At 67.1% G+C, this 11,962-nt stretch carries 12 protein-coding genes; 4 read left to right on the top strand and 8 right to left on the bottom strand.

What is annotated here, in order from left to right; translation table 11 throughout:
• Positions 1 to 18: 18 nt before the first annotated feature.
• The gene (locus M1L58_RS18470) at positions 19 to 474 is read right to left on the bottom strand and encodes an acetyltransferase (protein ID WP_248660000.1); all 456 of its coding nucleotides are present in this window, start codon (positions 472 to 474) and stop codon (positions 19 to 21) included.
• A gap of 117 nt (positions 475 to 591) precedes the next feature.
• Between M1L58_RS18470 and M1L58_RS18465 the strand changes: the two genes are divergently transcribed.
• Entirely contained in the window at positions 592 to 1,899 is a 1,308-nt protein-coding gene (locus tag M1L58_RS18465) for a S1C family serine protease (protein ID WP_248659999.1), read from the top strand.
• 12 nt (positions 1,900 to 1,911) lie between these two features.
• On the opposite strand, the gene M1L58_RS18460 is transcribed toward M1L58_RS18465, so the two are convergent.
• On the bottom strand, positions 1,912 to 2,883 hold the full coding sequence (locus M1L58_RS18460; protein WP_248659998.1) for an isopenicillin N synthase family dioxygenase: 972 nt from the start codon (positions 2,881 to 2,883) through the stop codon (positions 1,912 to 1,914).
• Positions 2,880 to 3,365, bottom strand: coding sequence for a nucleoside deaminase (locus M1L58_RS18455; RefSeq protein WP_006865561.1), 486 nt, complete (start codon positions 3,363 to 3,365; stop codon positions 2,880 to 2,882). Before M1L58_RS18455 ends, M1L58_RS18460 begins: the two co-directional genes overlap by 4 nt.
• An 86-nt stretch (positions 3,366 to 3,451) precedes the next feature.
• On the opposite strand from M1L58_RS18455, the gene M1L58_RS18450 reads away from it, so the two are divergent.
• Complete coding sequence (locus M1L58_RS18450) at positions 3,452 to 5,008, top strand: PucR family transcriptional regulator (RefSeq protein ID WP_248659997.1); 1,557 nt, start codon at positions 3,452 to 3,454, stop codon at positions 5,006 to 5,008.
• A gap of 15 nt (positions 5,009 to 5,023) precedes the next feature.
• On the opposite strand, the gene M1L58_RS18445 is transcribed toward M1L58_RS18450, so the two are convergent.
• Positions 5,024 to 6,442, bottom strand: a complete 1,419-nt coding sequence (locus tag M1L58_RS18445) for a purine-cytosine permease family protein (protein ID WP_248659996.1) — start codon at positions 6,440 to 6,442, stop codon at positions 5,024 to 5,026.
• A gap of 103 nt (positions 6,443 to 6,545) precedes the next feature.
• Positions 6,546 to 7,952: an amino acid permease gene (locus M1L58_RS18440; protein WP_248659995.1), complete on the bottom strand. Its 1,407-nt coding sequence runs from the start codon at positions 7,950 to 7,952 to the stop codon at positions 6,546 to 6,548.
• Positions 7,953 to 8,038: 86 nt separating this feature from the next.
• Here M1L58_RS18440 and M1L58_RS18435 point away from each other — a divergent pair, with 86 nt between their 5' ends.
• Positions 8,039 to 8,425 carry a hypothetical protein gene (locus M1L58_RS18435; protein WP_248660004.1) on the top strand — a complete coding sequence of 129 codons (387 nt, stop codon included), beginning with the start codon at positions 8,039 to 8,041 and terminating at the stop codon, positions 8,423 to 8,425.
• A 4-nt stretch (positions 8,426 to 8,429) separates the two neighbouring features.
• On the opposite strand, the gene M1L58_RS18430 is transcribed toward M1L58_RS18435, so the two are convergent.
• Entirely contained in the window at positions 8,430 to 8,867 is a 438-nt protein-coding gene (locus M1L58_RS18430; RefSeq protein ID WP_248659994.1) for a VOC family protein, read from the bottom strand.
• Positions 8,868 to 8,969: 102 nt separating this feature from the next.
• Here M1L58_RS18430 and M1L58_RS18425 point away from each other — a divergent pair, with 102 nt between their 5' ends.
• Positions 8,970 to 9,401: a carboxymuconolactone decarboxylase family protein gene (locus M1L58_RS18425; protein ID WP_248659993.1), complete on the top strand. Its 432-nt coding sequence runs from the start codon at positions 8,970 to 8,972 to the stop codon at positions 9,399 to 9,401.
• An 83-nt stretch (positions 9,402 to 9,484) separates the two neighbouring features.
• Here the strand turns inward: M1L58_RS18425 and ychF are convergent, their stop codons facing one another.
• A complete protein-coding gene (ychF, locus tag M1L58_RS18420) occupies positions 9,485 to 10,564 on the bottom strand; it encodes a redox-regulated ATPase YchF (protein ID WP_248659992.1) in 1,080 nt (359 codons plus the stop codon).
• A gap of 85 nt (positions 10,565 to 10,649) precedes the next feature.
• Positions 10,650 to 11,951: an AI-2E family transporter gene (locus M1L58_RS18415; RefSeq protein ID WP_248659991.1), complete on the bottom strand. Its 1,302-nt coding sequence runs from the start codon at positions 11,949 to 11,951 to the stop codon at positions 10,650 to 10,652.
• Positions 11,952 to 11,962: the final 11 nt, after the last annotated feature.

The raw sequence follows: 11,962 nt of genomic DNA, 5'->3' as shown, positions 1-11,962 counted from the left end.
TGTGAGCGCGGGTTGGAGCTATGAAACGGTGGCGCGCAAAGTCATGTGCAGCAACGGATACGGCCGGCCCGCTTCATCGTTCTCGCTCCGTCCCGTCACCTCGAACCCGCGTCGGAGATAGAACTGCACGGCCTGATCGTTCTGTTCGTTGACGTCGACCGTCGTCACCCCGGCGTCGAGAGCATGTTCCAGCAAAGCGGTGCCGACGCCGCTGCCGCGGGTGTCGGCGTGGACGAAAAGCATCTCCAGACCCGACCCGGCTGTTCCGGAGAACCCGACCGGGCTGCCGTCGACATCGGCGACGGTCAGCCCGACCTGCGGGAAGTAGCTCGGCGCCAGCTGACGTTCGATCTCGTCCCGATCGGGCTCGGCGAGGAAGTCGTGGGTCGCGTCGACCGCGCTACGCCAGATCGCGACGAGGTGCGGGTACTCATCCGGACCGTGGCACGCGCGCAGGCTCACCCGTGAAGTCATCGCACTGTTGTACCAGTCGGCCATTCCGAGCAACACCTGAAATCCGCCGTCCGAGTTGTCAGGAAGTTCGCAGGAAACCAGCGGCCTGCTCTCAAGGATGCCCGGCATCGTGGTGCCGTGAACGCACCTCAGTCCCCCGACCACACCCCCACCGAACCGCTGGGTCAACCCGGCCATCCGTCGCCCCCGTACGCCGGGTGGGAAGGCCCGTCCTTCGCTCATCCACCCGCGCCCGTCCCGTCATCCGGATCGCCACGGCCACGAACCGTGACCAAGCCGATCGTCGTGACCGCCCTGCTCGCCGGGCTCCTCGGCGGCGCCATCGGCGTCGGCGGCAGCGCGCTGCTCGACCATCAGGCCGCACCGGCCGTGCCGACACTCAGTTCCCAGCCCGCGAACGCGGTCGACGCCGGCGACGTCAAGCCCGGGTCGGTGACCTACGCGGCGAAGGTGGCGTCGGCGTCGACCGCGGACATCAAGGTGCAGATGGCCCAGGGCAGCGCGGTCGGCAGCGGCATCGTGTTGTCGTCTGACGGTTATGTCCTCACCAACAACCACGTCGTCGCGGGTGCGGGATCGGGCAGCAGGATCGTCGTGACGACCAGCGACGGCAAGCAGTACCCGGCCTCCGTCACCGGGACGTCGCCGACGTACGACCTCGCGGTGATCAAACTCGACGGCGCGTCGGGTCTCACCGCGGCGACGCTCGGCGACTCGGACGCCCTGCAGGTCGGCGAACAGGTGGTGGCCGTCGGTAGCCCCGACAGTCTTTCGAACACGGTGACCTCCGGCATCGTCAGCGCGCTGTCCCGAACCGTGACCGCCGGCGACGAAACCGGTTCCGGGGTCACGGTCTACAACGGACTGCAGACCGACACTCCCATCAACCCCGGCAATTCCGGTGGGCCGCTGGTGAATCTGCAAGGGCAGGTCGTCGCGGTGAACTCGGCCGTGGACACCGGACAGGCTTCCGCGGGCGGCCCGCAGTCCTTCGGTCTCGGCTTCGCCATCCCGATCAACACTGCCGAACGCATCGCCAACCAACTGCTGAAGAACGGTGAGGCAACCAAACCGGTTCTGGGAGTGTCGGGTTCGCTGTCGTCCTCGAGCCGGGAGGACGGAGCGAAGGTCACGGTGCAACAGGGCGGACCGGCCGCGTCGGCGGGTATCTCGACCGGCGACGTGATCACGAAGGTCGGCGACACCCCGGTCGCCGACTACGCCGATCTGATGGCACAGGTCCTGACGCACGACCCGGGTGCGACGGTACCCGTGACCATCGGCTCGGGACCTGATGCCCGGACCGTCCAGGTGAAGCTGGGCAGCAGCGTCGACAAGCAGCAGACGACGGTCCCCGAATCCGACGGACAGTCCGGCGGTTCACGACTGCCGTTCGGCGGCAACCCGTTCGGTCAGATTCCTTGATCGGAGCCCGGTTCAGCCGACGGTGATCGCGTCGAGACGCTCCCGGATGAAGTCTCCCGTCACCACGGGTTCGAGGCCTTCTCGACGTGCCAGGGGTTTGCCGATCGGGGTCACCACCGCGTCGTGGTCGAGTTCGTAGAAGAAGATCAGTGACACCAGGTCCTCTTCGGGAGCGTCGGGTTGCGGCGGCAGCACGCGATGGCGTCCCGCCGGCCATCGTCCGCCCGACCAGTATTCGAGCAGGTCTCCGATGTTGACCGTCAGCGCCGACGGATCGTAGGGAGCGTCCGCCCAGCCGCCGTCCTCGCTGTAGACCTGCAGCCCTCCGGAGCCTGGTTCCCGGTCGAGCACGGTCACGGTCCCGAAGTCGGTGTGCGGCCCGATGCGGTACTGCCCCGGTTCGGGTTGCCCCAGCACCGTCATCGCCGGGTAGTGGTTGATGTTCGACGTCCAGGTCGCGTTGCCGGCGAGATCGCGGAACGGATTGTCGGCGGCGGCGAACCCGAGCGACGCGGCCATCAGGGCGAGCAGGTCGTCGGAGAGCGCCTTGCACTCCGCGGTCCACGCGGTGAACAGTTCCTTCAACCGGGGAGCCTCGGTCGGCCAGACATCGGGCGCGAACCAGTAATCATCGATCTCCGGGACACCCACCGGCGTCTGGGCACCGGAGTTATAGGTCTCCTTCAGGTCCGGCGGCGTCTCGGTTCCTTCGGCATATCCGTTGGCTTCCATCCCCGGCCCGATCCAGCCGCGTCCGCCGACGCCGACCGCGTACTTCTGCTTCACCTCGGTCGGCAACGCGAAGAACGCTCGCGCCGCCGCACGTAGCTCGGCGGGCAGCGCCGGGTCGATGCCGTGTCCGGTGACCAGCAGGAACCCGGCCTTCTGCAGGGACTCGTCCACCGCGGCGCACATCGCCGCGGCATCGGCTCCGCCCGCGCGCCAGCGGGACAGGTCGACGGTGAGGATCGGACTGTCGGTCATGCCTCGTCCCCGACGACGCCGATGTCCTCGTTCCACAGCGAGGGCTTGGATTCGATGAACTCCGACATCATCGTCACGCAGCGCTCGTCGTCGAGGATCGTGACCGGGATTCCGAGTTCGGCGAGCCAGTCCTCACCGCCTTGGAACGAACGGTTCTCCCCGATGACCACCGCGCCGATGCCGAACTGCCTGATCAGTCCGCTGCAGTACCAGCACGGTGCGAGGGTCGTGACCATGATCGTCGACGAGTAATCCAGCTGCCGGCCGGCCGCGCGGAATGCGTCGGTCTCACCGTGCACCGACGGGTCGTCGTGCTGGACACGACGATTCCGACCCTCGCCGAGGAGCTTTCCATCGGCGGAGAACAAGGCGGCACCGATCGGGATGCCGCCCTCTTCCAGACCCAGCCGGGCCTGTCGGTAGGCGGTGTCGAGCAGGTGCGAGAGGTCGATACCCGAGTCGGCGTCGGTGCGGGAACTCATACCGACAGCGTGCCCACCCGGCCGTCGAGCGGCAACTGACACTTCGTCGTGCTGCACAGGACGCCGAACGTGCATATCGTCCTCTCATGCCCGGCTCCTCCACCACGTCGCTGCGTGACGTCATCCATCGGCACCTCGATCCCGCCGACCCGCGGGTGCTCACCGCCCACGACCACCTCGACGTCCCGGTTCGATGGGTCCACTCCAGCGAGATCTACGAGATCGGGCCACTGCTCTCCGGTGGAGAACTTCTGCTCACCACCGGATTGGGACTCGGCGGCCTCGACGCCGGCACGAGGCGTCACTACGTGCGTGATCTCGCCGAACGCGGAGTCGCCGGACTCGCTTTCGAGATCGGCCGGACCTTCGACGCCGTTCCCGAGGAGATGGTCCGCGAGGGGTCGGCCGCACGTCTGCCGATCATCGAACTGAACCGTGTCCTGCCGTTCATCGACGTGTGCCGCGACGCGAACACCGCGATCGTCTCCTACGAGATCGACGAACTGCGACGCCGCACAGCGCTCGACGACGCCCTGCACGACGACCTCGTGTCACCGGGCGGGGTCGCCCGGATGCTGGCTCATGTGTCCGAGACAACCGGTCGGTCACTGGTTCTGGTCGGGGCCGGAGGTGCACTCCTCGCCGTGCACGGCGTCGACGACGATCGGTCGGCGTGGCGCCTCGTCGATGCGTCCCCGGTCTCGGTTCCGGTGATCGCCCGCGACCGTGAGATCGCACGACTCGTGGCTGCCGCCGACGGACCCGAGATGCCTCTTCCCCAGTTGACCGCCTTGCTGAGGGCGGCCGCCGGACCGATCGCCTCGACGCTGACACGTTCGGGCACAAGGCATTCGGCTGTCGGGGCGCGCCTCGTCGAGGAGATGGTCGGTGGCCGCGCGCTGCGTCGCGCGGACCTGATCGCGCGGCTTGCGGGCGCCGGCGTGCCCGCCATGGCCAGCACCCGCCTCGTGACGGTGGCAGCCGATGCGCCCGATCCGAGGATGGCCGAATCGGTTCTGGCGCGCGCCGCGTCGTCGACGGCGGGGCTGGTCCAGGGGACGATCGACGCGACGGTCTACGGTCTGGTGGCGGTACCCGCGGACGCCGAGGACCCCGTCGACCACGTCGCAGACGCGGTTGACAAGGCTGCCGGAGGCGCCGGACGGATCACCGTCGTCGTCGGTGAGGCGTTCCGGCTGGGCGACTCCTCACCCGGAATCGAGATCGTCGCGGCGATCGCAGATTCGTTGCGGAACAACGCCGGTCGTCTCGACCGCGCCGCCCTGCACTTCCGCGAAGACCGGACCCGCTGCGTCTTCACCGGTCGCGAACTGGTTGCCGACGACGTCGTGCACGCACTCGACCCGCGGACGCGGTCGGACCTGCAGTCCCTGGTGGCCCCGCTGGTGGAACACGATGCGAAACAGTCCACCCAGCTGGTCGCGACGCTCGATGTCCATCTGCGCCATGGGTGTAGCGCGACGCGCTCGGCGGCGGCGCTGCACATCGGTCGGCAGAGTCTCTATCAGCGTCTCGACCGAATCAGGAGTCTGTTGGGGTTCGACCCCACCGCCGCGTCGGTCTACACATCGATGTTGCTGGCAGTCAACGCTTCCCGGGTGTCGGGCGACGTCGGCGCCTGACTCTGGGAGACCCGCTCAGGACGGGGTCCGCTGGGACTGCGCCACTCGTCCCCGGGCGAGGATCAGATAGAGCCCGAACGCGAGCGCGAAGCCGACGAAGGCGCCGATGTCACCCAGCTGCGGCACCGCCCTGACGACATACCCGACGAACCGCTCCTGGTTGCAGAACAACAGGACCGAGGCAACCAGGCCGAGCACGAACGCGGCGACCCCACCCCAGTTCGCGTAGCGGGTGTCGTACAGGAGCGCGAGCGTCGGCGGTTCCTTGCGCAGCAAGCGATCTGCGAAGACCACGCCCAGCCACGGCCCGATCCAGTACGCGACGAGGAGCAGGAACGCCTCATACGACGCCGCTGCGTCGGCCAATGCCCACCAGGCGACGAGGAAGCCGACGACGCCGAAGAACACCGTCACCAGCGCGCGCTGTAGGCCCACGGGCAGCCGGAATCCCATGGCGAGGAACGCCATCGAGCCGGAGTAGACGTTGATCGCGTTCGCGGCGACGGCGCCGACGGCGATCGCGAGTAGCGTGAGATCGGCGACGAGGCTCGGCAGGTTGGCGGTGAACGCCTCGGTCGGGTTGTCCGACACCGGGTCCCCGATGGTCACCGACGCGGCACCCACCACCATCAGGAACGTGCACGAGAGGAAAAGACCGGAGGAGGCGAACAGCCCCGTCTTGACCTTGGACACGGTCGGCGGCAGGTAGCGCGTGTAGTCGGCGGCGTACGGGGTCCACCCGGCGGTGTAGCCGAACGCGGCGCCCATGGTCAGCAGGAAACCACCGATGGAGAAGCCGCCGTCGGCAGACGGCGTGGACACGTGGGACTTGCCGAAGATGATCACCGCGCCGACCACGAAGATGACGGCGAGCACGGGAGCGGCGATCCGTTCGAACCGCTGGACCAGGTTGTGGCCGAAGAACGCGAAGGCGGTCTGCGCGACGACGATGACGACCAACCCGAGCAACGGGGTGATCCCGAACAGCGTCGACAACGCGAAGGCGCCGCTGACGCTGTTGGTGGCGAACCATCCGACGCCACACATGACGGCCATGAAGGTGGCCGGCAGGATGTTACCTCGGTACCCGAATGCGAGACGCCCGAGCACCATCTGGGGAACCCCGTGCAGCGGTCCTTCCGCCGACAGCAGGAAGTGCGCTGCGGCCCCGAGCAGGTTGCCGATGGCCATCGCCGCGACGGCCTGCCAGAACGACAATCCGAAGTACAGGATCGAGATGACACCGACGAAGATCGTCGCGAACTCGAGGTTGGGCGCGGTCCAGGTCCAGAACAGCCCGCGCGGCGTCCCGTGCCGAGCATCGACCGGGATCGCCTCGTTGCCGCCGGGTTCGACAGCGAGCACCTTGTCGCCGTAACCGCCCTGCGGGGCGTCCGTCGCGTCGGGACTGTTCAAGGGTGCGCCGATTGCCATGGCGCAACTCTCCTGGTCAGCGGAGCGGTCGGCAACCGACAGTCTGTCCGGTGAGCGCACGTTGCCGACGGACAGATCGACTCGGGAGCGATATCCACGCGGTTCAGACGTGCCCGGAGGTCGACGCCCGTTCTTCAGCGGGGCGTCGTCGATGCGGCACGACGCCGACCGTCACGATCACCACCGCCGACAACGCCGACAACCCGATGGCCTCCCGCTGCTCGTCGTCGAAGGCCATGAGGACCAGCACGCCGACGATGAACACCATCACCACGATGGTCAGGTACGGGAACAGCCACATCCGCACGGGCGGCTGTTCTCCCCTGGCCCGCAGCGACCGGCCGAGCACGAGCTGACTGGCGGAGACGCTCAGGTAGACGAACAGCGCGACCGCACCGCTGGTCGCGAGCAGGTAGCCGAAGATCTTGTCGGGCAACACATAGTTGCCGATGACGGCGACGAAGCCGACGATCATCGACGCCAGCACCGCGACCCACGGCACGCCGTTGCCCGTCAGCGACCGAACTGCGTGCGGGGCGTCGCGCCGACTGCCGAGCGAGTACAGCATCCGCGAGGCCGTGTACAGCGCGGAGTTCAGGCACGACGCCACGGCCGTGAGGATCACGAGGTCCATGATCAGCGCCGAACCGGGCAGCCCGATCGCCTCGAGCACCGACTGGTACGAGCCGTCAGAGAGCTGGTCGTACGGCATCAGAGCCACGACGACGAAGATCGAGCCGATGTAGAAGAGCGAGATCCGCCAGATCACCGAGTTCACGGCCTTGGTGATGCCACGCTTCGGGTCAGGCGATTCCGCGGCCGCGATGGTGACGATCTCGGTGCCCATGAACGAGAACATCGTCACCAGCAGCCCCGCGAGGACCGCACCGAAGCCGTTGGGCATGAAGCCATCCGGCTCCCACAGATGATGCAGACCGCTCACGCCCGAGTGCGGGATGAGACCCAGGATCGCCAGGATGCCGACCACGATGAAGGCAACGATGGCGACGACCTTGATGAGCGCGAACCAGAACTCGAACTCGCCGTAGTTGCCGACGCTGACCAGATTGGTGACGGTCAGGGCGATCGTCACCGCGAGCGCCCAGATCCATTGGGCGCCGCCGATCAGATCCGTGAGGATCGCAGCAGCCGCGGTGGCCTCGACCGGGATCACCAGCACCCAGAACCACCAGTAGAGCCAGCCGACGGAGAAGCCCGCCCACCTGCCGAGGGCACGGTCGGCGTAGACGGAGAACGAGCCGGTGTCGGGGTCGGCGGTCGCCATCTCGCCGAGCATCCGCATGACCAGCACGACGAGCGTCCCCGCGAGCGCATACGAGATCAGCACGGCCGGGCCGGCTTTCTCGATCGCGTTCGCCGAGCCGACGAACAGACCAGCGCCGATGACCCCGGCAATCGAGATCATCGTGATGTGGCGGGGCTTGAGGCTCGATCCGAGCCGGTCGGCCGGCGGGTCGGAGGCGCTCACTCGCGCCGGTGTTTCGCTCATCGCGGCATCGCTTTCCATCCGTGTGTTCCACGCCACGACGGGCGCCGTTCCCGGATGTGCCCAGCCGGTGTACCGCCGAAACCTGGCTGGCTGTTTCTTCGCTCCAACCCGCGTACGGCGCGATTCCCAGCCATGAAGCGGGTCGGTTCCAGATCAACCCGGCGCCGCTCGGCAACCCGAACGGCAGCTTCGACGCACCGGCGATCCGGTGCGGCGCCGAGGTCGGGAAACAACGCGGCGTCGTGACCATCACCGGAACCGAACGCGCCCGCTGGGGTTGCCTGATCTACGCCGACGTGCGCTGGCTCAATCTGTCGACGGGCGCGACCGGGGCGGCCCGGATGTCGAACGGCCTGAACGGCTTCCCTCCCGAGGCGGAACTACGAACCGGGAGCGGGCAGGTGGTTATCACGATGCTCCAGGGAATTCAGGGCAACGTGACTCCCGGCTTCGCGACCGCCTCCGTGCCGTGAGGCATCAATTCCTCGTCAGATCCTGCGCGAGCATCACGATGATGTCGCTGGGGCCGCGGAGGTAGGTGAGCTTGTAGATGTTCTCGTAGTTCGCGACGCCGCGCAGCGGGTGGCACCCGTGTTTCGCGGCGATCTCGAGTGCCGCATCGATGTCGTCGACGGAGAAGGCCACGCGGTGCATGCCGATCTCGTTCGGCAGCGTCGGCGTCGGCTCGATGGCGTCGGGGTGGATGTACTCGAACAGCTCGAGTCGCCCCTGCCCGTCGGGTGTCTGCAGCCTCGCGATCTTCGCGTGGTTGCCGTCGAGACCGACTGCGGTGGAAGCCCATTCACCGCTGACCTCGTCACGGCCGACGACGCTGAGACCGAGGTCGGTGAAGAAGGCGATCGCCGCCTCGATGTCGCGGACGGCGATTCCGACGTTCTCGAGCTTGATGGCCATGGCGTCACGGTAACCCTGACCGCCGTTTCATAGCTTCACATCGCGGTGACCGCGAATTCGAGCTATGGATCGGGGATTCCGTCGGGCGTAGCGTCGGGGAACATGGTCAATCTCAGCAAACAGCACCCATCCGCCTACAAGAGCTTGATCGCGCTGAACGGCGAAGCCGACGAAGCGGTCAAACAGGCCGGACTCGATCCCCTACTCGGTGAACTGGTGAAAATCCGTGTGTCACAACTGAACGGGTGTGCATTCTGCCTCCGCATGCACACCCGTGACGCGATCTCGAAGGGCGAGACCTCCGACCGGCTGGCCGTCGTCGCCGCATGGTGGGAGTCGCAGTACTTCACCGACCAGGAACAGGCCGCCCTCGGATTGGCCGAGGAAGTCACCCGGCTGTCCGTCCCGGCGCGCGAGGACTGGAACAACGGCTCGCTGAACGACGAGCAGATCTCCGCGGTCAGCTGGCTCACGGTCGTGATGAACGCGTGGAACCGCGTTGCGATTCGGAGTCACTACCCCGTCGGACCCTGACGGCTAGCAGCCGTTGCGTTGCGTCGCGGTTTCCGCGACACAACGCAACGAGATCTCGCAGCGGCCTGGCCCGGAGGCGGTAATCAGACGTTGAAGCGGAACTCGACCACATCACCGTCTTGCATGATGTAGTCCTTGCCCTCCATCCGGACCTTGCCGGCGGCCTTGGCGGCGGCCATCGAGCCGGCCTCGTCAAGGTCGGCGAAGGACACGATCTCGGCCTTGATGAAGCCCTTCTCGAAGTCGGTGTGGATGACTCCGGCGGCCTTGGGGGCGGTGTCGCCCTGGCGGATCGTCCAGGCGCGCGATTCCTTGGGACCTGCGGTGAGGTAGGTCTGCAGGCCGAGGGTGTGGAAACCGGCGCGGGCGAGCGACGTCAGGCCGGGCTCGGTCTGGCCGATCGAGTCGAGGAGTTCCTGGGCGTCCTCTTCGTCGAGTTCGAGGAGTTCGCTCTCGACCTTCGCGTCAAGGAAGACGGCGTCGGCGGGTGCGATGGCGGCGCGCAGTTCGGCCTTCTTCGCATCGTCGGTCAGCACGCCCTCGTCGGAGTTGAAGACGTAGAGGAACGGCTTGGCGGTCATCAGGTGCAGCTCGCGCACCGACGACAGGTCGAACGAATCCTTCTGCGAGAACAGCGTTTTGCCGCTGTCGAGGATCTCCTGCGCCTCCTTGGCCGCCTCGAGGGTCTCGACGAGGTCCTTGTTCTTGCGCGAGTCCTTCTCGAGACGCGGGATCGCCTTCTCGAGGGTCTGCATGTCGGCGAGGATCAGCTCGGTCTCGATGACCTCGATATCGGCGAACGGGTCGACGCGGCCGTCGACGTGCACGACGTCGCCGTCGTCGAAGACGCGGACGACCTGGCAGATGGCGTCGGCCTCGCGGATGTTGGCGAGGAACTGGTTGCCCATGCCCTCACCCTCGGAGGCGCCCTTGACGATGCCGGCGATGTCGACGAACGACACCGTGGCGGGCAGGATGCGCTCGCTGCCGAAGATCTCGGCGAGACGCTTCAGTCGGGCGTCGGGCAATTCGACCACGCCCACGTTGGGCTCGATGGTGGCGAACGGGTAGTTGGCCGCCAGCACATCGTTACGGGTCAGGGCGTTGAACAGGGTCGACTTACCGACGTTGGGCAGACCGACGATTCCCAGGGTGAGACTCACGGGCGCCCAGTCTATCGGCACCGGCCGGGCGGTCCGACGCTGCGTCGGGCCTAGGCTGCGTCGGCTCCGATCGCCGGCCCCGCCGTCAGTCGCGGTCCAGCAGACCCTTGACCGGGTTCGGCGGGTCCGTGGGCGGCTCCTTGTCGGGGACGCCCTTCTGTTTGGTGACCGGCGCGCCTTCGGGGGCCAGGGTCTCTCCGGCCCGTTCGGCGATCTGTTCGTTCAGGTAGCGCAGCACCACCGCCAGCGACGCGACCGCGGGCACCGCGAGGAAGGCGCCGGTGATGCCGAACAGGGTGCCTCCCAGGGTGACCGAGAGGAGCACGATCACCGCGTGCAGATCCATCGACTTGGCCTGCAGCCACGGCTGCAGCACGTTGCCCTCGAGCTGCTGCACCAGCAAGATGACGCCGAGCAGGATCAGCGCGGTGGTCAGGCCGTTGGAGACGAGCGCGATGAGCACGGCGAGCGCACCGGCGACGAACGCACCGACGATGGGGATGAACCCGCCGAGGAACGTGACGACCACCAGCACCCCGGCCAGCGGGACACCGAGAATGAACAGACCGAGACCGATGAGCGCGGCGTCGACGAAGCTGACGATCGCCTGCGTGCGGATGAAGCCGCCGAGACTGTTCCACATCCGGGTCAGGACCTCGCCGACGTGGGTGCCGGAGGGCTTGCCGACCGAGCGGTCGAGCCACGGCACGAACTTCGGACCGTCCTTGAGGAAGAAGAACACCAGCACGAACGACGTGAAGACGGTGACCAGCAGTGACGTCGCCGTACCCACACCACTGAAGACACCCGAGGCAATGGTCGACGCACTCGACTGGAGCTTGTTGGTGATGGCATTGACGATGTTGTCGAGCTGTTCGTCCTCGATGTTCAGCGGCGGCCCCTGGACCCAGTCCTGCAGATGCTTCACACCGTCGGTCGCACGGTTGGCGAGCTCGGGAGCCTGGGAGACGATCGACGGCACGATCAGGCCGATGACCCCGCCGAGCACGCCGAGCCCGACCAGCATCATGACCAAGGACGCCGCAGCGGCCGGGACCCCGTGATTACGCATCCAACGCACCGGCGGCCACAGGATCGTGCACACGATGATGCCCAGCAGGACCGGCAGCAGGATCACCCAGAACTTGCCGAGCAGCCAGAACAGCACCCACAGAGCGGCTGCGACGAGCACGATCTGCAGGCCGACGGTTGCGCAGGAGCGCAGGCCGGCCATCATCACCTGGGCGCGCGTCGGGTACGTCTTCTCCTCGACCCCGCCGAGAACGGCGTCGCCTCCGAGGACGGTGTCGGCACCTACCGGAACGGAGTCCTGGTTGTCGGTTTCAGCCTCGCCGTCTGCACGCTGATCCTTCGAGCTGTCAGTCACCCGTGGATCCT

The organism is Gordonia sp. C13 (genome assembly GCF_023218005.1).
In the GTDB taxonomy this organism is placed as follows: Bacteria; Actinomycetota; Actinomycetes; order Mycobacteriales; family Mycobacteriaceae; genus Gordonia; species Gordonia namibiensis.
Note: the sequence above shows the minus strand (reverse complement) of the source record. Positions and strands in the feature narration are given on the sequence as shown.

Bases quoted from the DNA above. Each gene is read 5' to 3' on its own strand.
- M1L58_RS18470 (WP_248660000.1), bottom strand. From the start codon at position 474: ATGACTTCACGGGTGAGCCTGCGCGCGTGCCACGGTCCGGATGAGTAC.
- M1L58_RS18460 (WP_248659998.1), bottom strand. From the start codon at position 2,883: ATGACCGACAGTCCGATCCTCACCGTCGACCTGTCCCGCTGGCGCGCG.
- M1L58_RS18455 (WP_006865561.1), bottom strand. From the start codon at position 3,365: ATGAGTTCCCGCACCGACGCCGACTCGGGTATCGACCTCTCGCACCTG.
- M1L58_RS18450 (WP_248659997.1), top strand. From the start codon at position 3,452: ATGCCCGGCTCCTCCACCACGTCGCTGCGTGACGTCATCCATCGGCAC.
- M1L58_RS18445 (WP_248659996.1), bottom strand. From the start codon at position 6,442: ATGGCAATCGGCGCACCCTTGAACAGTCCCGACGCGACGGACGCCCCG.
- M1L58_RS18440 (WP_248659995.1), bottom strand. From the start codon at position 7,952: ATGAGCGAAACACCGGCGCGAGTGAGCGCCTCCGACCCGCCGGCCGAC.
- M1L58_RS18430 (WP_248659994.1), bottom strand. From the start codon at position 8,867: ATGGCCATCAAGCTCGAGAACGTCGGAATCGCCGTCCGCGACATCGAG.
- M1L58_RS18425 (WP_248659993.1), top strand. From the start codon at position 8,970: ATGGTCAATCTCAGCAAACAGCACCCATCCGCCTACAAGAGCTTGATC.